The 18,993-nt window shown below is 71.3% G+C and carries 20 protein-coding genes and 1 tRNA gene; 10 read left to right on the forward strand and 11 right to left on the reverse strand.

Annotated features, from left to right (window positions below; genetic code table 11):
- Positions 1–37: 37 nt before the first annotated feature.
- Entirely contained in the window at positions 38–1,312 is a 1,275-nt protein-coding gene (locus tag IZR02_RS13330) for an MFS transporter (protein WP_254385366.1), read from the reverse strand.
- A 70-nt stretch (positions 1,313–1,382) separates the two neighbouring features.
- Between IZR02_RS13330 and IZR02_RS13335 the strand changes: the two genes are divergently transcribed.
- Positions 1,383–2,048: a TetR/AcrR family transcriptional regulator gene (locus IZR02_RS13335; RefSeq protein ID WP_062765296.1), complete on the forward strand. Its 666-nt coding sequence runs from the start codon at positions 1,383–1,385 to the stop codon at positions 2,046–2,048.
- Here IZR02_RS13335 and arfB read toward each other — a convergent pair.
- Together arfB and IZR02_RS13345 are read right to left on the reverse strand one after the other, a co-directional pair.
- Positions 2,014–2,454 (reverse strand): alternative ribosome rescue aminoacyl-tRNA hydrolase ArfB, encoded by a 441-nt coding sequence (gene arfB / locus IZR02_RS13340; RefSeq protein WP_217316520.1) that lies wholly within the window; start codon positions 2,452–2,454, stop codon positions 2,014–2,016. The two genes, IZR02_RS13335 and arfB, sit on opposite strands and share 35 nt — an antisense overlap.
- Before the next feature lie 41 nt (positions 2,455–2,495).
- Positions 2,496–2,571: transfer RNA gene (locus IZR02_RS13345), tRNA-Met, on the reverse strand.
- 220 nt (positions 2,572–2,791) lie between these two features.
- On the opposite strand from IZR02_RS13345, the gene IZR02_RS13350 reads away from it, so the two are divergent.
- From IZR02_RS13350 to IZR02_RS13360, 3 genes are all read left to right on the forward strand, one after another.
- A complete protein-coding gene (locus IZR02_RS13350) occupies positions 2,792–3,619 on the forward strand; it encodes an SDR family oxidoreductase (RefSeq protein WP_062766973.1) in 828 nt (275 codons plus the stop codon).
- A 303-nt stretch (positions 3,620–3,922) separates the two neighbouring features.
- Positions 3,923–4,849, forward strand: coding sequence for a hypothetical protein (locus IZR02_RS13355; protein ID WP_062765303.1), 927 nt, complete (start codon positions 3,923–3,925; stop codon positions 4,847–4,849).
- Between the two features lie 9 nt (positions 4,850–4,858).
- Positions 4,859–5,149 carry a DUF4229 domain-containing protein gene (locus tag IZR02_RS13360; RefSeq protein ID WP_062765306.1) on the forward strand — a complete coding sequence of 97 codons (291 nt, stop codon included), beginning with the start codon at positions 4,859–4,861 and terminating at the stop codon, positions 5,147–5,149.
- Between the two features lie 140 nt (positions 5,150–5,289).
- Here the strand turns inward: IZR02_RS13360 and IZR02_RS13365 are convergent, their stop codons facing one another.
- The 3 genes from IZR02_RS13365 to IZR02_RS13375 are packed head-to-tail and all read right to left on the reverse strand — an operon-like array spanning position 5,290 to position 6,959.
- Positions 5,290–6,258 (reverse strand): 1,4-dihydroxy-2-naphthoate polyprenyltransferase, encoded by a 969-nt coding sequence (locus IZR02_RS13365; protein ID WP_062765309.1) that lies wholly within the window; start codon positions 6,256–6,258, stop codon positions 5,290–5,292.
- Positions 6,259–6,294: 36 nt separating this feature from the next.
- Positions 6,295–6,585, reverse strand: coding sequence for a DUF4287 domain-containing protein (locus IZR02_RS13370; RefSeq protein WP_062765313.1), 291 nt, complete (start codon positions 6,583–6,585; stop codon positions 6,295–6,297).
- 14 nt (positions 6,586–6,599) lie between these two features.
- The gene (locus tag IZR02_RS13375) at positions 6,600–6,959 is read right to left on the reverse strand and encodes a cupin domain-containing protein (protein WP_060922392.1); all 360 of its coding nucleotides are present in this window, start codon (positions 6,957–6,959) and stop codon (positions 6,600–6,602) included.
- A 45-nt stretch (positions 6,960–7,004) separates the two neighbouring features.
- Between IZR02_RS13375 and IZR02_RS13380 the strand changes: the two genes are divergently transcribed.
- A complete protein-coding gene (locus IZR02_RS13380) occupies positions 7,005–8,030 on the forward strand; it encodes an ArsR/SmtB family transcription factor (protein ID WP_062765317.1) in 1,026 nt (341 codons plus the stop codon).
- A gap of 7 nt (positions 8,031–8,037) precedes the next feature.
- On the opposite strand, the gene IZR02_RS13385 is transcribed toward IZR02_RS13380, so the two are convergent.
- Positions 8,038–8,496: an Lrp/AsnC family transcriptional regulator gene (locus tag IZR02_RS13385; RefSeq protein ID WP_062765321.1), complete on the reverse strand. Its 459-nt coding sequence runs from the start codon at positions 8,494–8,496 to the stop codon at positions 8,038–8,040.
- A 72-nt stretch (positions 8,497–8,568) separates the two neighbouring features.
- On the opposite strand from IZR02_RS13385, the gene IZR02_RS13390 reads away from it, so the two are divergent.
- Together IZR02_RS13390 and IZR02_RS13395 are read left to right on the forward strand one after the other, a co-directional pair.
- Entirely contained in the window at positions 8,569–10,020 is a 1,452-nt protein-coding gene (locus IZR02_RS13390; protein ID WP_062765325.1) for a DUF6421 family protein, read from the forward strand.
- Between the two features lie 102 nt (positions 10,021–10,122).
- Positions 10,123–10,782, forward strand: a complete 660-nt coding sequence (locus tag IZR02_RS13395) for an SDR family NAD(P)-dependent oxidoreductase (protein ID WP_217316521.1) — start codon at positions 10,123–10,125, stop codon at positions 10,780–10,782.
- 36 nt (positions 10,783–10,818) lie between these two features.
- On the opposite strand, the gene IZR02_RS13400 is transcribed toward IZR02_RS13395, so the two are convergent.
- Positions 10,819–12,252 carry an MFS transporter gene (locus IZR02_RS13400; protein ID WP_062765337.1) on the reverse strand — a complete coding sequence of 478 codons (1,434 nt, stop codon included), beginning with the start codon at positions 12,250–12,252 and terminating at the stop codon, positions 10,819–10,821.
- Positions 12,253–12,312: 60 nt separating this feature from the next.
- Between IZR02_RS13400 and IZR02_RS13405 the strand changes: the two genes are divergently transcribed.
- Entirely contained in the window at positions 12,313–13,380 is a 1,068-nt protein-coding gene (locus IZR02_RS13405) for a threonine aldolase family protein (RefSeq protein ID WP_025102460.1), read from the forward strand.
- Positions 13,381–13,492: 112 nt separating this feature from the next.
- Here IZR02_RS13405 and IZR02_RS13410 read toward each other — a convergent pair whose 3' ends face one another.
- Together IZR02_RS13410 and IZR02_RS13415 are read right to left on the reverse strand one after the other, a co-directional pair.
- Positions 13,493–15,268, reverse strand: a complete 1,776-nt coding sequence (locus IZR02_RS13410; protein ID WP_062765343.1) for a sunset domain-containing protein — start codon at positions 15,266–15,268, stop codon at positions 13,493–13,495.
- A gap of 210 nt (positions 15,269–15,478) precedes the next feature.
- The gene (locus IZR02_RS13415; RefSeq protein WP_025102462.1) at positions 15,479–16,084 is read right to left on the reverse strand and encodes a DUF4916 domain-containing protein; all 606 of its coding nucleotides are present in this window, start codon (positions 16,082–16,084) and stop codon (positions 15,479–15,481) included.
- A 65-nt stretch (positions 16,085–16,149) separates the two neighbouring features.
- Here IZR02_RS13415 and IZR02_RS13420 point away from each other — a divergent pair, with 65 nt between their 5' ends.
- Positions 16,150–16,830 carry an alpha/beta hydrolase gene (locus tag IZR02_RS13420; RefSeq protein WP_062765346.1) on the forward strand — a complete coding sequence of 227 codons (681 nt, stop codon included), beginning with the start codon at positions 16,150–16,152 and terminating at the stop codon, positions 16,828–16,830.
- Here the strand turns inward: IZR02_RS13420 and IZR02_RS13425 are convergent.
- Positions 16,803–17,072: a hypothetical protein gene (locus IZR02_RS13425; protein ID WP_126893276.1), complete on the reverse strand. Its 270-nt coding sequence runs from the start codon at positions 17,070–17,072 to the stop codon at positions 16,803–16,805. The two genes, IZR02_RS13420 and IZR02_RS13425, sit on opposite strands and share 28 nt — an antisense overlap.
- 281 nt (positions 17,073–17,353) lie before the next feature.
- Here IZR02_RS13425 and IZR02_RS13430 point away from each other — a divergent pair, with 281 nt between their 5' ends.
- Positions 17,354–18,982, forward strand: coding sequence for an ABC-F family ATP-binding cassette domain-containing protein (locus tag IZR02_RS13430; protein WP_062765352.1), 1,629 nt, complete (start codon positions 17,354–17,356; stop codon positions 18,980–18,982).
- Positions 18,983–18,993 lie beyond the last annotated feature (11 nt).

Consider the following 18,993-nt stretch of genomic DNA (forward strand, 5'->3'; position numbering starts at 1 on the left):
CCCCGCGGACCCTCGACGCCGCTCCGGGTCCTTCTGCTCAGAGCCGCGCTTCGGCCACCTCGACGGCCTCCTGCGCCTGCGGCTCACGCTTCGCCGTGTTCGCGATGTGCGCCCGCGCGACGACCAGTGCGGCGACGACCATGATCCCGACGCCCAGCCAGTACGGCGCGGCATGGCTGACCGCGGTGTAGAGGGCGGCCGCGATCAACGGGGCGATCGTGCCCATCGCGGCGTTGAGGGACTGCGTGGCCCCTCCGAGCCAGCCCTGCTCGTCGTCGCCGACGGCGTTGGACATCGCCCCGTCCATCGCAGCCTGCGCCGCGCCCTGACCGGCGGCGAGCAGGAGCGCCCCGACGATGAAGAGCCACGGCTGGGCGAGCAGCGAGGCCACGACCGCGAGGCCGGCGAGACCGACCGCCTGCGCGGTGATGGCGCTGACGATCACGCCGCGCTCCCCCATCCGCGGCAGCAGGATGCCGAGCAGCACGCCCTGGATGAGGATGTCGATGATGCCCACGCCTGCCGTGAGCAGGCCGATCTGCGTCGGTCCCCACTGGATGGCGTCGAGGGCGAGCACGCTGAAGTTGTTCACGAAGAATCCGAACGGCAGCGCGAGCAGTGCGAACGCGATCATCAGCCCGCGGAGCTCGGGCCGACCGAACGCGGTACGGAACACCCCGAACGGCTGGACGTCGCGGAGAGCGATCCGGGCGATGCGGTTCTCCGGCCGCAGGCTCTCCGGCAGCAGGAAGATGCTGAGGACTGCGATCGTGAGCCCGACCGCAGCGGTGAGGAACACGGGCAGGCGCAGGTCGATCGCGGCGAGCAGACCGCCGATGGCGGGGCCGATCATGGTGCCGATGCCGGTCAGCGCGCCGAGGAGGCCGAAGCGCTGCGCGCGCTTCTCGGGCGGCGTGATGTCGGCCAGGTAGGCGAACAGCGCGGGGAGGTCTCCGGCCGTCAGCCCCTGGATGACACGGGCGAGCACGAGCACCCAGATCGCCCCGCCCACGCCGAACAGCGCCATCGAGAAGGCCGCGCCGAACGCCGCGACGATGATGACGGGTCGTCGTCCGAACCGGTCGGAGAGCCGCCCCAGGAGCGGTGCGGCGAGGAAGGCGCACAGCCCGTTGACCGCTTCCAGCACGCCGACCCAGAGGGCGAGGTCCTGTTCGTGCGCGACGTACTGCAGTACGACGAACGGAAGCACAGGAAGGACGACGGTCATGCCGATGACCGTGAGCATCGTCAGGACGACGAGCATGACCCAGGCGCGGCCGGCGCCGCGAACGGGGAGATGAGGTGAAGTCATACCGAAAGTGTAGCGACACCAGTTTTGGTGTCAATACAGTTTTGGTTCGGATGCGCGATAAGGTGGCCGCATGACGACGCCCCCACCCCCGGGCCGCCGCGAGCGCAAGAAGGCCGCGACCCGCAAGAACATCTCCGACGTGGCCACCCGGATGTTCCTGGAGCGCGGATTCGACAACGTGAGCATCCGCGAGGTCGCGGACGCCGCCGATGTCTCCCCCACCACCGTGTTCGCCCACTTCCCGCAGAAGGAGGCGCTCGTCTTCGACGAGGACGACGAGCAGCGCGATCGCCTCGTCTCGGCGGTGCGCGACCGGCCGACCGGCGTGACGATCAACCGGGCCATCCACGACTTCTACGCCGCCGAGGTCGGCGCCAACCTCGACGAGCACGGCGACGACGTGGCCCGCGTCTTCCTGCGCTTCCTCAACGAGACCCCGGCGCTCCGCGACTACGCGTCGAAGATGTGGCTGCGCCATGAGGACGCGCTCGCCGCGGCCATCGCCGACGAGCTCGGCATCCCGACCCCCACTCCCGAGGTCCGGGTGTACGCGCGGTTCGTCCTGCAGATGCAGATCCTCGTCACCGAGAGCGACGACCAGCAGGCGGTGCTCGACGCCGGCTCCGCGCTCCTCGAACACGGCTGGGCCCCGATCGAGGAGCAGCTCACCGGCTCGCGGAGCGCACAGACGGGTCCGGACGTCAGTCCTCGCGGGGGCGCCGCCGCAGGCTCTTGACGTCGGTGCGGCGGTGCTTCGCCGTCAGCCGCCGCTCCTTCGATCCCCGACTCGGCTTCGTCGCCCGTCGGGCCGGCGCCGGCGGACGTATCGCCTCCGCGACGAGCGCGGCGAGCCGTTCCCTGGCTGCTTCCCGATTGCGCAACTGTGCGCGGTGCTCGGACGCGGCGATCGTCAGCACGCCGTCGACCAGCCGTCCGCGGAGCCGCTCCAGGATCCGCTCGCGCTGCGTCGGCGACAGGGCCCCCGAATGCGCCGCATCCCACACCAGCTCGACCCGGGAGTCCGTGGTGTTCACGCCCTGACCGCCAGGCCCCGACGATCGGGAGAACCGCCAGGACAGCTCGGCCTCCGGGATCGTCAGACCCGCGGAGACCCGGAGTCCGGGGCGAGGGGCGGAAGGCATGCCTCCATCATCCGGGATGAGCGGCCAAGCATGGGACCGAGTGGACGCGACGGCGGGAGTCGAACCCGCAACGCCTCCGGATATGAGCCGGGGCCCGGGACCGCCCGGATCGCCGCGATGGGGATGACGTTACCCGGCCGTGATCCTCCCCGCCAGGACCGTTGCCTGGGATAACACCATGAGTCGCCGGATGACGGAGACGGCTAGCGTCGCTGCCGCGTGTCGTCAACCGGTTCGACCGCACCGCGCCGCCGCCGTACCGTCGCTCGCACCGATGACGCCCGAGCAGGAGGCCGACATGTCCGAATCTCAGCACAACGACAAGACCCCGACGCCGATGGCGGAGGCCGGTGACCCGCAGGCGCGGCTGGAGGCCGAGGCCCGCCGCGCGATCGTGACCGGTGCCGACTCCGGGATCGGCCGCGCCACCGCCGTCGCCCTCGCCGCGGCGGGTATCGACGTCGGCATCACCTGGCACCGCGATGAGGCCGGCGCCCAGGAGACCGCGGACGAGGTGCGCAGCCACGGCGCCCGCGCGGTGGTGACGCAGCTCGACGTCTCCGACATCCCCGCCTGCGGCGACGTGATCGACGGGCTGATCGCTGAGCTCGGGGGCGTCGACGTGTTCGTCAACAACGCGGGTGCCGGACTCCAGACCCCGTTCCTCGACGTCACGCTCGAGGAGTGGAACCGCGTGCTCGACACCGACCTCACCGGCGCGTTCGTCTGCCTGCAGCGGGCGGCCCGGTCGATGGTCGCCGCGGGGCGCGGGGGGCGGCTCATCTCCGTGACCAGCGTGCACGAGCACCAGCCGATGGTGGGGGCGAGCGCGTACGACACCGCCAAGCACGGCCTCGGCGGCCTCATGAAGAACCTCGCGCTCGAGCTCGGCCGGTACGGGATCAGCGCGGTGAGCGTCGCCCCGGGCGAGATCGCGACCCCGATGACCGGGCAGACCGACACCGACCCGCACGCCGAGGACCGTCCCGGCATTCCGCTCGGCCGCCCGGGCGATGCCCGCGAGGTCGCCGCCCTGATCACGTTCCTCGCGTCGCCCGAGGCCGCGTACATCTCCGGCGCCTCGGTCGTGATCGACGGCGGCATGCTCCAGATGGGGCCCCAGGCGGGTGCGGCGATCGAGAGCCACGACTGGCGCACGATCTGAGCACGACACAGGCGGCGTCAAGGAGGGCGGACGCTGAGGTGTGGCCCGCACCCGAACGAGCCACACCCCCAGTGCGTTGCACTGCCGGATGCGAGCATCCGGTGAACCGCCACCGTGAGGCGACGGCCACCTCGCGGCGGTACTGGCCCCCACCAGCGGACCGCGAGGAGTCGTCGAGCGCGACTCCATGAAGATCAGCACTCAACACGTAACACGATACAACTGTCTGTTCGATCGTGCGAATCGACCTAGGTCAATCCGTGAGAATTCGCATGCGGTCTCCGGATCGGCGACGATGGACGGATGCGGTGGCCGTGGAACACGATGTGGCGCCCGATGCGTCGGCGCCGCCGGCGGGGCGGCATCGAGCTGCGCTGGCTCACCGCCCGCTCGTGGACGCAGCGCTGGTACCCCCAGGGCATCGACGTCGGCGAGCGCCGCGGACGGCGCGCCCTCGCGGTGAGCTGGTTCCGCCAGGATCGCACCGGTCGCCACCTCGCCTCGCGGGTCGTCCTCGTGGATCGAGCGCGCGCCCGCCGCATCGACATCGTGTTGGCGGTCGCCGACGACGACGGCGTCCTGCAGCCCGCGCCCATCCATGCGGGCGGTCTCGCCTGGTTCGGCGACCGCCTGTTCGCGGCGGCGACAGGGCAGGGCATCTGGGAGTTCGACCTGGGTGCGCTCCGGCGCGTGCACGGCACGGAGGCGCAGCGGATCCGCGGCGGCACGAGCCGCCGGGACCGGCGGACGACGGTCGTCGCGGTGCGGACCCGTCGCCACCCGGTGGCGCTGCGGTGCTCCTTCCTCGGTCGCGTGTTCGACGCGGACGGGACGCCGCTCCCCCGCGTGCTCATCGGCGAGTACCGGGGTCAGGAGACCGGGGCTATCGGCGAGTTCACGATCCCCGGCGGCACCGACGACGGCTTCGTCGAACACGAGCGGTTCACTCCCGGCATCCGGCACATGCAGGGGGCCGTGCGGTGGGGCGACCGCTACTTCGTGTCGCAGTCCGACCACCTGCGCCCCGGGGTGCTGTGGTCGGGGCCTCGCCAGGCCCTCACCCGACACCCGGTGGCTCTGCCGGTCGGCTGCGAGGATCTGGCCCTCGACCCGGATGACGAGCTGCTGTGGACCCTGGGGGAACACCCGTGGCGGCGCGTGGTGCGGGCCATCCCGTTCGCGAGCCTCGGACTCCGGCGTCACAGCGGGAGCACGGAGCGGCGAACGTAGACTGAACGGGTGAAGAAGCCCGCCCCCCTCCTCGTCTACACCGTGCTGCGCCTGCTGGCGTTCCTCGTCCCGCTGGCCATCCTGTGGTTCTTCTTCCCGATCTTCCGCGAGTTCTGGTGGCTGGCGGCGATCTTCGCGGCCCTCATCGGCGCGAGCATCTCGATGCTGTTCCTCCGCACCCCGCTCTCCGACGCGTCCGCCCGCCTGCATGAGCGTCGGCAGGGCAGGGTCTCCGGCCGGCAGGCCGACGCCGCGGCCGAAGACGAGCTCGTCGACGGCGCCTCCGACGACCGCCCCTGACGCAGGCCCGCCGTACACAGCTTCGAAGATCCGAGGCAGGTCCGATTGTTGGACCGGGTCTCAAAACTCTCGGCTAAACCATAGGTTCGACCGGCATCTCGGTCCCTGTGCCCGGCGAGGCGCGGGAGACGGCGAGCAGGTCAGCCGACGAAGGCCCAGAACAGGGCGCCGGCGTAGAGCAGCGAGGTGAGCGACGTCAGGGCGAGGGCGATGACCAGCTCCCGCGGCTGCCGGTAGGTCCAGACGATCACGATCGCGGGGAGGCCGGCGAGAAGGGCGAGCAGCGAGATCCAGGCGATCGGGAACAGCAACGCGAGGAACACGGCGATGCCGAACGGCACGAGCACGAAGAGCGTGAAGAGGACCTGTGTGGCGCGGCGGCCGATGAGGACCGTCAGCGTGCGTTTGCCGACCTCGCGGTCCTGATCGATGTCGCGGAGGTTGTTGGCCAGCAGCACGGCGCAGGCGAACAGTCCGGCGGCGATCGCTCCCAGCCAGGCCTGCTGCGGGAGCATGAAGACCTGCACCCAGGTGGTGCCGAGAGTGGCGACGAGCCCGAAGAACACGAAGACGAAGACCTCGCCGAGGCCGTAGTACCCGTAGGGCCTCTTGCCCCCGGTGTAGAACCAGGCGGCGACGATGCAGGCCGCACCCACGGCGAGCATCCACCACTGCCCGCTCCGCACGACGATCGCGATACCGACCGCCGCGGCCAGCGCGAAGAACACGAGTCCGACGACGAGCACCGTGCGCGGCTTCACCCGCCCGGAGGCCGTGAGCCGCGCCGGGCCGACCCGATGGGCGTCGGTGCCGCGGATCCCGTCGCTGTAGTCGTTGGTGAAGTTCACGCCGATCTGCAGCAGGACCGCGACGGCGAGGCACGCGAGCGCGATCACCCAGTGGAACTCCGGCCCGGTGCTGCGCGCGGCTCCCGTGCCGATGACGACGGGGGCGATCGCCAGAGGCAGCGTGCGCAGACGAGCCGCGCCGATCCAGTCGCCGATCGTCACGGGACCCGCCTCGACGACCGGCCGCTTGGCCGGGTTGCCGCTGGTGCGCGGCGGGGTGCGCCGACCGGACTTCTTCTTGCGCTGGGAGGATGCTGCCACCCACGGAATCCTAGTCGTCGCGGCGAGGCGGCGAACTCAGCGGTGCGGGTTGCTGTCCTTGCCGTCGAGCCAGAGCTCGTCGGTCTTGTCGGCGTGCGCCCCGGTCGTGCCGACGTGCTTGTCGCTGATCTTCGGCCCCTTGAGGATGACGTGGACCATCGCCTGCGCGTGGCCGTGGCCGAGGCCGTACTCCTGCTTGAGCCAGTTCAGGACGACGGTGGACTTCGTGCTCTCGTCGAACCCCTGCTCCTGCGCGAGGGCGATGAACTGCCGCGGCGTGAGGCCGGTCTGGGTCTCGACCTTGTCGAGGTACGCCTGGAAGGACATGGTGGTCTCCGCTCTCAGTCCTCGTCGAGGAACGTCTGGATGATCGTGTCGGACGCGTGGATGCACAGGATCCGGAGGAGTCCGGTCCCCGCGTTGGTGAAGCCGTGCGGCGTGAAGGCGGGCGCGGTGGCGGTGTCTCCGGCTCGCGCGACGAGGACGTCGTCGCCGATCCGGATCCGCACCGTGCCCTCGAGCACGATCCAGGTCTCAGAGTAGGGGTGCCAGTGCAGCCCCGGCCCTTCTCCGGGCTGGTTCTCGACGAAGAAGTAGGAGACGGCGGCTCCGTGGTCGGCGCCGACGAATCGGCGGCTGCGCCCTGTGCCGATGCGGATCGCACCGCTCGGGACGAGGGGAGGAACGTGGATCTCGGTCATGACCCCAGTGTCGACAGCAGGCGTCGCACCTCCTAGAGTTTCGACGTGGATCGAAACTCCGCGCCGGTCGAGGGCGTCGACCACCCGGATCACCGGGTCGAGTTCCACCTGAGTGCCGGCGACATCCAGGCGGTGCGGTTCGGCATCTCCCCCGGGCACGAACTGGCGCATGCGGTGCGCGTGCTCCTCCGCCCGGCGGCGCACCCCCTGCAGTGGGGGTGGCTCCGCACCGCGCGGGAGGGGCTGCCTCGCGACGCCTTCGCGCTCCTGGCGACGGTGATCGGCGACGACGGCTACCTCCCGGACTTCCTCACCAGCACGCCGCGCGGCGACCTGACCCCCGAGGCGGAACTCACCGCACTGCGGAAGGCGGCACTCGACCCGCTGCGGGTCGACCTCGGCAAGCGGATCCAGCGCTCGACGGGTGCACAGCGTCAGGCCCTGCGCGACCTGTCCGCCCGGCCGGCGCGCGCCCGTGCGATGATCGCCGATGCCTGGGAGGAGGTCTGGGAGGCCGCGTTGGCACCGGCCTGGCCTCAGCTGGAGCGCCTCCTCCGGGCCGACATCGCCGTTCGCGCCCGGGCGATCGCGACGACCGGCATCGCCGGGATGGCCGGAGCCCTCCATCCCCAGGTCTCGTGGGGCGCGGGCGCGGTGCGGGTCTCGCTCCGCCGCCACAGCGAGGACGTGGACTGCCGCGGCAGCGGTCTGGTGCTGGTGCCCTCCGTCCTCTCGTCCTGGGGCTGCCTGGTGCTCACCGAGCCGCCGGCGCAGCCGACGCTGTTCTATCCCGCCCGTGGCGTGACCGCGGGGTGGGCACGGGACACCACCGAGACCGTGGCCGCCCTGGGCGCCCTGCTCGGCCCGGCGCGCGCCGGCATCCTCCTCACCGCGGGGACGCCCCGCACGACCTCGGAGGTGGCCGCCGATGCGGGGCTCGCGCTGTCGACGGCGTCACACCATCTCACCGTGCTGCGGGACGCCGGACTCGTGGTGAGCGAGCGGGAGGGCTCCCGCATGCAGCACGTGCGCACCCCCTTGGGCGAGGCGCTCGTCGGCGCGCTGCTCTGACGCCGCCCTACTCGGTGGTCGAGACCGGGATGATGGGCCGGTGCTCGTAGTAGGTCTGCAGGACCACGGTCGTGCGGGTGCTCACGTTCGCCGCGAGCCGGACGTCGCGGACGAGCTGCTCCAGGTCGCGCGGCGTCGGCACCCGGACGAAGAGCATGTAGCTCGCGTCGCCGGCGATGGAGTGGCAGGCCTCGATCGCGTCGAGGTGCTCCAAAAGCTCGGGGGCGTTGTCGGGCTGGGCCGGATCGAGCGGGGTGATCTCGATGAAGGCGGACAACGGAGTGCCCGCCTGCTCGGGATCGAGGATCGCGCGGTAGCCGGTGATGACGCCGCGGGTCTCGAGCCGCCGCAGCCGGGACTGCACCGCCGACACCGACAGCCCGACGGCGTCGGAGAGCTGCGACAGCGTCGCCCGCCCGTCGCGGGAGATGGTCGCCAGGATCGCACGGTCGACAGAATCATCCATGGCTGTAAGATTATCGTCAGGATTCCGTTATCACCGGAATCTTTCCGTTTTTCACTGCGATCGGAGGTTCCGATGTCCCTCGTTTCCGCCAACAGTTCCGCTGTTCAGGCCGTCGTCGGCGAACCCGAGGTCGTCGAGGATGCGTCGATCGCGGAGAACTCCGCCGCCTGGGCACAGCTCAAGCAGGCCGCGATCGCCATCCGTGAGCTGCAGATCAAGGACGGCTCGATCCCTGGCGCTTCGACGAGCTCAGCGACCCAGGACCAGGCGACCGCCCTCGTCGGGCAGATCACCGCCGCGATCCGGGCACTCGCGCCCGCCTTCCCGCACGACGCGGACTACCTCGCCGCCTCCGTCGCCGACTTCGAGCGCTGGGCGTCCGAGGGCTTCGGCGTGCCCGACTTCCTCGACTCGCTCGTGGCGTTCCAGCCGCAGCAACACCGCATCGACGGGATCCGCCACCTCGTGGTCTTCCCGATGTACACGCAGAACGGCTCCAGCGACCGCCTGGTCGAGGCGCTCATCGTCGAGACCATCTGGCCGGAGTTCATCGCCGCACTCGAGGCGGGCGACTACGGCAACAAGCTCTTCGTCTCGCTGCGCCTCGTGGACTTCACGCCCGGCTACGACACGAATTCCGCGGTGCTCTTCCCGGAGACCGTCGCTATGCGCGAGATCCCGACCTTCACCTGGGGCGCGATCTTCCAGGACCGTGAGGCCGCCCGTTACCGCCGCGTGGTCCGTGCGGCCTCGGAGATCACCAACCTCGACCTCCCCGAGCGTGCGGCGGCGATGCTGGAGGATCAGGAGGTCGCCGAGAAGACCTTCGTGATGTGGGACATCATCCACGACCGCACCCACATGCGCGGAGACCTGCCGTTCGACCCGTTCATGATCAAGCAGCGGATGCCGTTCTTCCTCTACTCGCTGGAGGAGATGCGCTGCGACATGACGGCGTTCCGCGAGTCGGTGAAGATCGAGCGAGCGCTGGATGCCCGGGTCGCCGCGGGCGAGGAGCTCACGGAGACCGAGCGGGAGATGCACGAGTACGCGCACCTCGTGCAGTACGCCGTGATCTTCGACCGCATCTTCCGCTTCGCCATCACCGGCACGCGCGTGCGCAACTACGACGCGGTCGGCGGTCAGCTCCTGTTCGCGTGGCTGCACCAGCGCGGCGTGCTGCGCTGGACCGACACGGCGCTCGCCTTCGACTGGGAGAACGTGCCGGACGCCGTGGTGGCCCTCGGGGACGCGATCGACGACCTGTACTGGCACTCGATCGACCGCCCCAAGGTCGCGCACTGGCTCGCCGCGTACGAGCTGGTCCGCGGCACGCTGACCCCGCATCCTGCCTCACAGTGGGCGCGCGGCCTGTCGGACGAGATCCTCGCCGGGGCCCCGAAGGGCTACACCGACGCGGTCCTGGACGACGAGTTCCCGTTGTCGATGTTCTTCGAGACCCTCGACAAGAAGATGAAGCCGGTCATCGAGTCGACGGTCGGCATCCGCGGTACGGACGACTGATCCGCACCGCTCCGTTGTGACGCTGGGGCGCACCCCCTCTGCGGCCGGAGACCCGGATCCCGGGTCCGGCCGCAGAGGTATCTCCGACCGAGAGGACACCGCATGACGACGCCGACGAGCCAGGGAGCACGGGGCCGCGTGGTCGTGCTGGCGGGGGCCACGAGCGCGGCGGGACTCGCGGCGACGCGAGCACTGCGCGATGCCGGTGCCCGGGTGATCGCCACCGGCCGCACGGCCGAGCGGCTGCGTCCGCTGGCCGAGGCGGGGGCGGAGACCGCGGTCGCCGATGCGACATCCTTCGCCGAGATGACGACGCTCGCCGATCGGCTCGACACGGTCGATGCGGTCGTGCCCCTCGTGGGCGGCTGGCGGGGCGGCGGCGGACTCGCCGGGCAGACCGACGACGACTTCGCGGCGCTGCTGCCGGCGCTGGAGGCGGTGCGGGCGACGAGCCGCGCCTTCGACGGCCCCCTCCGCGCCTCCGCCGCCGGACGATTCGCGATCGTGTCGTCGACCGCCGTCGCACGCCCCCTCGCCGGCGGAGCGAACTATGCAGCGGTCAAGGCGGCGAGCGAAGCGTGGACCCGCGCCGTCGCTCAGGGGTACGCCAAGGCGGCGCGCGAGGCCGACGAACCGCTGCGGACCGCTGCCGTCGTGTTCCGCGCCAAGGCCCTCGATCCCGAGGCTCTCGCGGCGCGTCTCGTCGGGCTCTGGGACACCGACGCCGCAGATCTCAACGACCGGGTGCTCGATCTGGGCTGAGCCCCGCTCCTCGGACCGCCACCGGGGCTCGGATCGTCACCGGGACTCGGGCGGTATGCCGGGGACGATCGGCGGGGCGTCGCGGAACGTGTCCGGTTCGCCGGTCGCTTCGTGTGCACCGTCGGCGGCCTGCTCGGGAGCCTCGTCGGGAGCTGAATCCGGGGCGGTCGCGTACAGCTCGGTGAGCGTGCGATACGACCGGGTGAAGAAGGCCAGGGTCGCGGCGACCACCATGATCAGACCCGCGAAGAGGCAGATGAGCGCGATGCCGCGCGCCTCACCTTCGCCGAGGAGCCACCCCCACTGCCGCTGCCCCTGCGCGCTGTCCATGTACGGGATCACGAGGAACTCGGCGATCGGGGCGATGAGGAACGCGGTGATCGGGGCCGCCGCTGCCTCCATCGCCGCCGCGGTGCCGAACACCCGTCCCTGGCGCGCGAACGGGACGACCTTCTGGATCACGGTCTGCTCCGCGGCCTCGACGGGCGGCACGAGCGCCATGTACACCCACATGCCGAGGACGTACAGCGGCCACCATTCGCGCAGCATGAAGATCGCCCCGAGGAGTCCCATCGCGATCACGATGAGCAGCATCGTGCGCACGGGCTTCCTGCCGAGGCCGAACTTGGCCACCAGTCCCCCGCCGATCAGGAATCCGGTCGACGCGAAGGCCAGGGCGAACCCCCACATCTGCGCGTCGAAAAGCGTGAGCCCGTACGGATCCATGAGCGCCATGTAGACGCCGCCGATGAGGTTGTTGAAGGTCGAGAAGACGATGAGCGCGAACAGTCCGGGAGCTTGGCGGATCGCCTGGACGCTGCCGCGGAAGTCGACGGCGCTCTTCGCCTCCGGGTCGACCTCGGGCTCGGACTCCGGGATCCGGATGAACAGCAGGTGCGCGAAGGTGAGGGCCATCGCCACGACCGCGATCCCCAGAGTCCACCCCATGCCGAGGAAGCCGATGGAGAGGCCGGAGAAGACGCTCGTGACGAGGAAGGCGAGCCCCTGCACCGTGCCGACGAGACCGTTGGCGTTGGCGCGCTTCTCCTCCGGCACCAGCAGCGTCACCGTGGTGGACAGCGCGATGTTGCGGAGCTGCTCGATCACCCCGCCGAACAGGATGACGCCGGAGAACAGCCAGAACCACGGCCCGCCGAGGTCGAGCAGGGACGCCTCGGGCTGCCACAGGTAGAGGACGCCCGCGACGAGGAACGCCGCCGCCGAGATGACGCTCGACAGGAGCATGACGCGGTGCTTGCGATGACGGTCGACGATGGTGCCGAACACCATCGCGAAGAACGCGACGAACAGCATGTAGGCACCGCCGATGATGCCCGTGGCCAGCACCGACCGGGTCTCGATGTAGACCCAGAAGGTGAGGGCGAACCACAGGAAGCTCGTCGTGACGTTGGCGATCAACGTGTTGACGAGGACGTTCGCGAAAGCTGTCTTCGCCGCGCTGCGTTCCATGGGTTCGAGGGTAGAGCGGGCCTCGGACATCCGGTAGGGGAAGGCGATTAGGCTTGTCCGGTGAGCATCCCGCACGACCCCGCCATCCGGGGCTTCGCCAGTGACAACTACTCCGGCATCCACCCCGAGGTCCTGGCGGCCCTCGCGGCCGCGAACGGGGGCCATCAGGTGGCCTACGGCGAGGACGCCTACACCGCCCGCCTGCAGGAGGTGTTCCAGGCGCACTTCGGTGACACCGCCGCTGCGTACCCCGTGTTCAACGGCACCGGGGCGAACGTCACCGGTCTGCAGTCGATGCTGCCGCGCTGGGGTGCCGTGATCGCGGCCTCGACCGCGCACATCAACGTCGACGAGGGCGGAGCGCCGGAGAAGATCGGCGGCTTCAAGCTCCTCACCGTCCCCACCGACGACGGCAAGCTCACCCCCGAGCTCATCGACCGCGAGGCGTGGGGCTGGGGCGACGAGCACCGCGCGCAGCCGCTCGTGGTGTCGATCACGCAGTCCACCGAGCTCGGCACTCTGTACACCGCGGAGGAGATCCGCACGATCGCGGATCACGTCCACGCGCGCGGCATGAAGCTGCACGTCGACGGTGCGCGCCTGTCGAACGCGGCCGCCGCCCTCGATCTGCCGCTGCGGGCGTTCACGACCGACGCCGGGGTGGACGTGCTGACCTTCGGCGGCACGAAGAACGGCGCCATGCTCGGCGAGGCCATCGTCGTGCTGAACCCGGACGCCGCCGTGGGCCTCAACTACGCGCGCAAGTTCAACATGCAGCTCTCGTCGAAGATGCGCTTCGTCTCGGCGCAGCTCATCGCCCTGCTCGACGGCGACCTGTGGCTGCGGAACGCCCGGCACGCCAATGCCATGGCGGCCCGGCTCCGCGCGCGGATCGAGGACGGCCTCGCCGACGGATCGATCGTCGGGGTGGAGTTCACGCAGCCGACGCAGGCGAACGGCGTGTTCGCGACCCTGCCCGAGGGCGTCGCCGATCAGCTCCGCGACGTGTTCCGCTTCTACGACTGGGACGCCGCCCGCCGCGAGGTGCGCTGGATGTGCGGCTTCGACACCGAGGAGTCCGACGTCGACGCCTTCGTCGACGCCCTCGCCCGCCTCACCCGCCCCTGACCCCGCCCCGCCCCCTGATCGCCGAGACCCCGGGTTCGCGTCGAGACCCCGGGGTATCCGTGGGTCGACGCCGGGGTGTGGGCGGGAAGCCGGGGTCTCGGCAGAGGGACGGCTACCGCTTCGACTTGCGGTAACCGGCCTTGACGGCGGCGCTCTCCGTGGAGAAGCACACCTCGGGCTTGGTCTTCGCGTAGTACGCCCCGCTCCGCACGTGGTAGATCATCGACTGCGCGTTGCCCTTGATGGGAGCCCAGGCGGGGCAGTTCCACGTGGAGACCGGCGTGGTGCGGGCGGGATACGTCACGGCGGCGGTCTGCGCGGAGGTGCGCGCGGCCGTGACGTAGCCGCTCTTCGTCCCGGTGACCTTGACCGTGATCCTCGACTTCACCATGGCCGCCGTGACGACCAGCGTGGAGCCGGTCGCCCGCGCGATCGCGCGACCATTCAGGTACCACTGGTAGCTCAGGCGCGTGCCGCCGGTCCACGTCGACGCGACCGCCGTGAGACGGGAGCCCACGATCGCGGAGCCGGTGATCCGGGGCGTCGGCGCGGAGAGGATCCCCTTGACGGCGGCCGTCGGCTTCGAGCGCTTCGATGCTGCGGCGTACCCCGACTTGGTCCCTGACACGACGACCGTCACCGGCTTCAGCGCCGCGGAGGACGGGATCTTGAAGGAGGTCCCGGTCGCTCGGGCGACGGCCACGCCGTCGACGTACCACTGGTAGGTCAACCGCGTCCCCGCCGTCCACGTCCCGGTCTTGACCTTGAGCGTCTGTCCGACCGTGGCGGTGCCGGTGATCGTGGGCGTCGGCGCGGTCAGCACGCGCAGCACGGCCGACGTCGCCGCCGACGCGACGGTCGCCGACGCGAAGGCCGCCTTCTTCCCGGTCACGCGCACGGTGATGCGGGCTCCCGCGTGCGCGGTGGTGAGGGTGAGCGACGATGCCGTGGCCTTCGAGATCGCGACGCCGTTCGCGTACCACTGGTATCCGAGCGCGGCGCCCGACGTCCACGCCCCCGGCGCCGCACGGAGCGTCTGCCCGACCGTCGCCGTCCCGTTGATCGTGGGAACGGACGTCTCCATCCGGTGCAGCGGCTCGAGCGCGGCGACGACTCCGGACTGCGTGGCCCCGGCGGCGAGCGTGATGGTCCGCGCCTTCTCGAAACGAGGAGCATCGTCCCACCACTCCGAGACCGCTCCCGCAGCTCCCGAGACGAAGGCCACGCGATATGCGCCCGCGGGCAGTCCGCCGACGGCGAAGGTGCCGGCGTCGGTCACGGGGACGGCGGCACCCACCACGGTCCCCGCCCCCGAGACCGGGTAGACGGCGACGACGACGCGCTGCCCGGTGATATCGGTCCCCTTCGGCGCGGTCACGCTTCCGGAGATCAGGGCCGAGCGCTCGAGCTGCACGTCGCGGACGACGCCCTCGGTCCCGACCGCCAGGACCTCGCCGCTCTGCGGACCGCCCTGGTCGAAGACGGCGCGCCCCTCGGACACCACACCGAGGACGACGTCGCCCTGCGGCACGCGCAGGGAGTACGAGCCGTCGGTGACGGCAGCGGCCGCGACGGGGACGCCGGCGCCGGGAGCGTAGGCCGCGACGAAGGTGCGGCCCCGCGAGACGTCGACGCCGGTCGGGAACGTGACGCGACCGGAGACGGTGGCGGTGCTCTCGGGGTCGGCCTGGCCGGGAGACGCGGCGACGTCCGCAGCCGCGGCGACCGCGGTGGGGAGCGCTTCCGCGACGCCGGGGAAGGCCGGGTCGAGCGCGGTCGTGGCCGCGGTCGCGGGTGTCGCGACGAAGACCAGACCGGAGGCGAGGAGGGCGGCGGCGACCGTGACGGCCAGCGCACGGAGACGGCGGAGCGGAGCGGCGAACGCCATGGGCATCCTTCGGGACGGACGCGGTCATCGACCGCGCGGATCAGGGCGTTCTGAGCAGATCACCTCCGTCATGAATACCGGTTCCCCCGCTCCGAAGACAAGCTTTCATCTTCCGCCGAGGCCCCCGGTTCTCGCCGAGACCCCGCCTTCAGCGCGCGGCGTAGCCGGGGTCTCGACGCGAACCCGGGGCCTCGGGGAGAAGAACGCGCGTCAGCGGAGGAGGCCGAGGCTGGCGAGCGCGTGGCGGATGAGGGTGCCGCGGCCGCCCTCCATCTCGGCGGCGACGGCGTCGGAGGCGGCGGCCTCCGGGGAGAACCACGTCACCTCGAGGGCGTCCTGGCGCGGCTCGCACGTCCCGGTCACGGGCACCACGAAGGCGAGGGAGACGGCGTGCTGACGGTCGTCGTGATACGCGCTCACCCCCGGGATCGGGAAGTACTCGGCCACCGTGAACGGCAGCGGCTGCGGCGGCAGGAGCGGGAAGGCCATCGGACCGAGGTCGTTCTCGACGTGGCGGAACAACGCGTCGCGGATCGTCTCGCCGAAGCGCACCCGGCCCGACACGATCGTGCGTGTGATCTCGCCGAGCGGGGTGGACCGCAGCAGCACGCCGATCTCGGTGACCTGACCGGAGCCGTCCGTGCGCACGGGGATCGCCTCGACGTAGAGCATCGGAAGGTGGCGCCGGGCCTCTTCCAGCTCGACGTCGCTCAGCCAGCCGGGGTTCGCATCCGGCACCGGCGGGTTCGCATCGCGGAACGAACCGAGGCCCTCGTCTTCGGGCTCCGGCTCCGGATCGGGTGTGCGCACCGCCATGCCTCCTTTCTACCAGCCGTCCTCGTCGATGGCAGCACCGGCGCGAGCCCTGGCAGGATGACGGTGTGACCGAGAACCTGACGATCGACGATGCGGCGACGCGCTGGTCGCACACCGACCGCGCCGGGCTCCCGCTGCTCGTGCTGCTGCACGGGTACGGCGCCGACGAGCACGACCTCTTCGGCATCGTCCCGTATCTCCCCGCCGGCGTCGCCGTGGCCTCGGTCGCCGCACCACTGACCCCGCCGTGGCCGACCCCCGGTCGCTCCTGGTACCCGATCGAGGGGCTCGACGGACGCAGCTCCGCCGCCGTCACCCTCGCGGCGGAGGCGTTCCTGCGCTGGCTCGACGACGCCGCGGCGGACGCGCCGTCGGTGGCGCTGCTCGGGTTCTCCCAGGGCGCCGCGGTGTCACTCCAGGCCCTGCGGCTGGCCCCCGAACGGTTCGGCGCGGTCGTCGCGCTGAGCGGCTACGCCGCCCCGGACGCCCTCCCCGGCGATGCGTGCCTCGCGGAGGTCAGCCCCCCGGTGTTCTGGGGCCGCGGTTCCCACGACGACGTCATCCCCGCGCCGCTGATCGCCCACACGGCGCAATGGCTCCCCACGCACACGTCCCTGTCCGGTCGCGTCTACAGCGGACTGACCCACAGCATCTCCGAGGAGGAGCTCGGCGACGTGCACCGGTTCCTCACGACCTGGGTCGAGGGGATCGGCGCGGATCAGGCGGACGGGTCCCGGCCGTCCTGAGCGCCGTCAGCGGAGTCCGGGTCTTCGACATCGCCCTCCGCCGCGTCTCCCCTGCCGCCCGCGGAACCGCGGAACGCCACGGACAGGGCGACGCCGATCGCGAGACCGATCCCGATGCCGAGGATCCAGTTGCCCAGCGCCATCCCCATCGAGACACCGATGGCCATGCCCACCGCGAGACCGATGCCGAGGCCCGTCCGTGCGCGCATTTCGTCGGGACTGGGGTTCCGATCATCTGCCATGCCTCCACGGTACGAGCCGTCGCGCGGCCCCGCATCCCCCGCGCGACGGAGCGGCGACACGCCCGGGAGTTGCGCGGCGCGACACGCCCGGGTATCGTCGTGGCGTCCTGTCCGCCGTGTCTGGAAGTCCTTTGATCTGAATCGTCGCCTCCGCGCCCCTCTTCTCGCGCGCTGACCCGACGATCGCCGACTCCCCGGCAGATGCCCTCCTCCGCTTCCGTGACTCCACGGTCCGAAGGGCTCGGTGTCAGTGCACCCTCGCACTCGACAGGAGACACCCCATGTCACAGCCCTCTTCCCCGCACGCCGCCGTCGTCCTCGACCGCCTCTCCCTCACCTGGCCCGACGGCACGGTCGCCCTCGACGGCGTGTCCGGAGCCTTCGGCGCCGGGCGCACGGGACTGGTCGGCCGCAACGGCGCCGGCAAGTCCACGCTGCTCCGGCTGATCGCCGGGGAGCTCGCCCCCACCTCCGGAACGCTCACCACCTCGGGCGAGGTCGCCTTCCTCCCCCAGCAGCTCACCCTCGACGTGGACCGTCGGGTGTCCGACCTCCTCGGGGTGACGGCCGCCCTCGATGCCGTGCGGGCCATCACCGCCGGTGACGTCGACCCCGCGCACTTCGACGCGGTCGGCGACGACTGGGACATCGAGGCGCGGGCGGAGGCCTCCCTCGCGGAGGCCGGGCTCGCCCCCGCCTTCCTCGACCGCACGGTCGGTGAGCTGTCCGGAGGGGAGGCCGTGCTCGTCGCGATCGCCGGCATCCGGCTGCGCCGGGCTCCCATCACCCTCCTCGACGAGCCGACGAACAACCTCGACCGCGACGCCAGGGCGGCCCTCGCCGCGATGGTGCAGTCCTGGAAGGGCACGCTCATCGTCGTGAGCCACGACCTCGCTCTGCTCGAGCTCATGGACGACACCGCCGAGCTGTACGGACGGAACCTCTCCGTGTTCGGCGGCCCCTACTCCGAGTGGCGCGCGTGGCTCGACGCGGAGCAGGACGCGGCGAAGCAGGCCGAGGTCGCCGCCGCCCAGGTGCTCCGCAAGGAGAAGCGGCAGCGGATCGAGGCCGAGGTCAAGCTCGCCCATCGGGCCCGGACCGCCAAGAAGGCCGAGGTCGAGAAGCGCGTCCCGAAGATCGTCGCGCACGGTCGGAAGATGGCCGCCGAGGTGTCCGCGGGGAGGCTGCGCACCGAGGTCGGCGCGAAGGAGGACGCGGCCCGCGCGGCACACGATGCCGCGGGGCGACGGGTCCGCTCCGACGCCTCGATGAAGATCGAGCTGCCGGACCCCGACGTGTCGCGGAGCCGGCGGATCGCCGAGCTCGGCGGACCGGAGCGGTCGTGGGTGATCCAGGGTCCGGAGCGCGTGGCCCTCATCGGCCGCAACGGCGCCGGCAAGACGACGCTGCTGGAGCGGTTGGTCTCCGGCGCCGCGCCCGACTCCGGAGACGAGGCGCGGGAGCGGCCGGAGCTCCGGGCGGAGGCGCTCACCGACCGGATCGGCTACCTGCCGCAGCGGGTGGACGGTCTCGACGAGGGCCTGTCCGTGTTCGCGAACGTGGCCGCCGCGGCACCCCAGGTCCCGGAGAAGGAGCTCCGCAACCGGCTCGCCCGGTTCCTCATCCGGGGCGGGACGACCGACCGCCCGGTGTCGGCGCTCTCCGGCGGGGAGAGGTTCCGGGTCGCCTTGGCCCGGCTACTCCTCACGGATCCGGCTCCGCACCTCGTTGTCCTCGACGAGCCGACGAACAACCTCGACCTCGACACGGTCGACCAGCTCGTCGAGGCGCTGCGGGCGTACCGCGGGGCGGTGCTCGTCGTGAGTCACGACGACGCCTTCCTCGCCCGGCTCGACCTCGACCTCACCCTGGAGATCGATGCCGACGGCGGGTTGCGGGAGGTCGGGTGACGTCATCCGTC

Source organism: Microbacterium paraoxydans (genome assembly GCF_019056515.1).
Classification (GTDB): domain Bacteria; phylum Actinomycetota; class Actinomycetes; order Actinomycetales; family Microbacteriaceae; genus Microbacterium.

Coding starts and splice junctions, on each gene's coding strand:
- IZR02_RS13330 (WP_254385366.1), bottom strand. CDS start 1,312: ATGACTTCACCTCATCTCCCCGTTCGCGGCGCCGGCCGCGCCTGGGTC.
- IZR02_RS13335 (WP_062765296.1), top strand. CDS start 1,383: ATGACGACGCCCCCACCCCCGGGCCGCCGCGAGCGCAAGAAGGCCGCG.
- arfB (WP_217316520.1), bottom strand. CDS start 2,454: ATGCCTTCCGCCCCTCGCCCCGGACTCCGGGTCTCCGCGGGTCTGACG.
- IZR02_RS13350 (WP_062766973.1), top strand. CDS start 2,792: ATGGCGGAGGCCGGTGACCCGCAGGCGCGGCTGGAGGCCGAGGCCCGC.
- IZR02_RS13355 (WP_062765303.1), top strand. CDS start 3,923: ATGCGGTGGCCGTGGAACACGATGTGGCGCCCGATGCGTCGGCGCCGC.
- IZR02_RS13370 (WP_062765313.1), bottom strand. CDS start 6,585: ATGTCCTTCCAGGCGTACCTCGACAAGGTCGAGACCCAGACCGGCCTC.
- IZR02_RS13375 (WP_060922392.1), bottom strand. CDS start 6,959: ATGACCGAGATCCACGTTCCTCCCCTCGTCCCGAGCGGTGCGATCCGC.
- IZR02_RS13385 (WP_062765321.1), bottom strand. CDS start 8,496: ATGGATGATTCTGTCGACCGTGCGATCCTGGCGACCATCTCCCGCGAC.
- IZR02_RS13390 (WP_062765325.1), top strand. CDS start 8,569: ATGTCCCTCGTTTCCGCCAACAGTTCCGCTGTTCAGGCCGTCGTCGGC.
- IZR02_RS13395 (WP_217316521.1), top strand. CDS start 10,123: ATGACGACGCCGACGAGCCAGGGAGCACGGGGCCGCGTGGTCGTGCTG.
- IZR02_RS13400 (WP_062765337.1), bottom strand. CDS start 12,252: ATGGAACGCAGCGCGGCGAAGACAGCTTTCGCGAACGTCCTCGTCAAC.
- IZR02_RS13410 (WP_062765343.1), bottom strand. CDS start 15,268: ATGGCGTTCGCCGCTCCGCTCCGCCGTCTCCGTGCGCTGGCCGTCACG.
- IZR02_RS13415 (WP_025102462.1), bottom strand. CDS start 16,084: ATGGCGGTGCGCACACCCGATCCGGAGCCGGAGCCCGAAGACGAGGGC.
- IZR02_RS13425 (WP_126893276.1), bottom strand. CDS start 17,072: ATGGCAGATGATCGGAACCCCAGTCCCGACGAAATGCGCGCACGGACG.
- IZR02_RS13430 (WP_062765352.1), top strand. CDS start 17,354: ATGTCACAGCCCTCTTCCCCGCACGCCGCCGTCGTCCTCGACCGCCTC.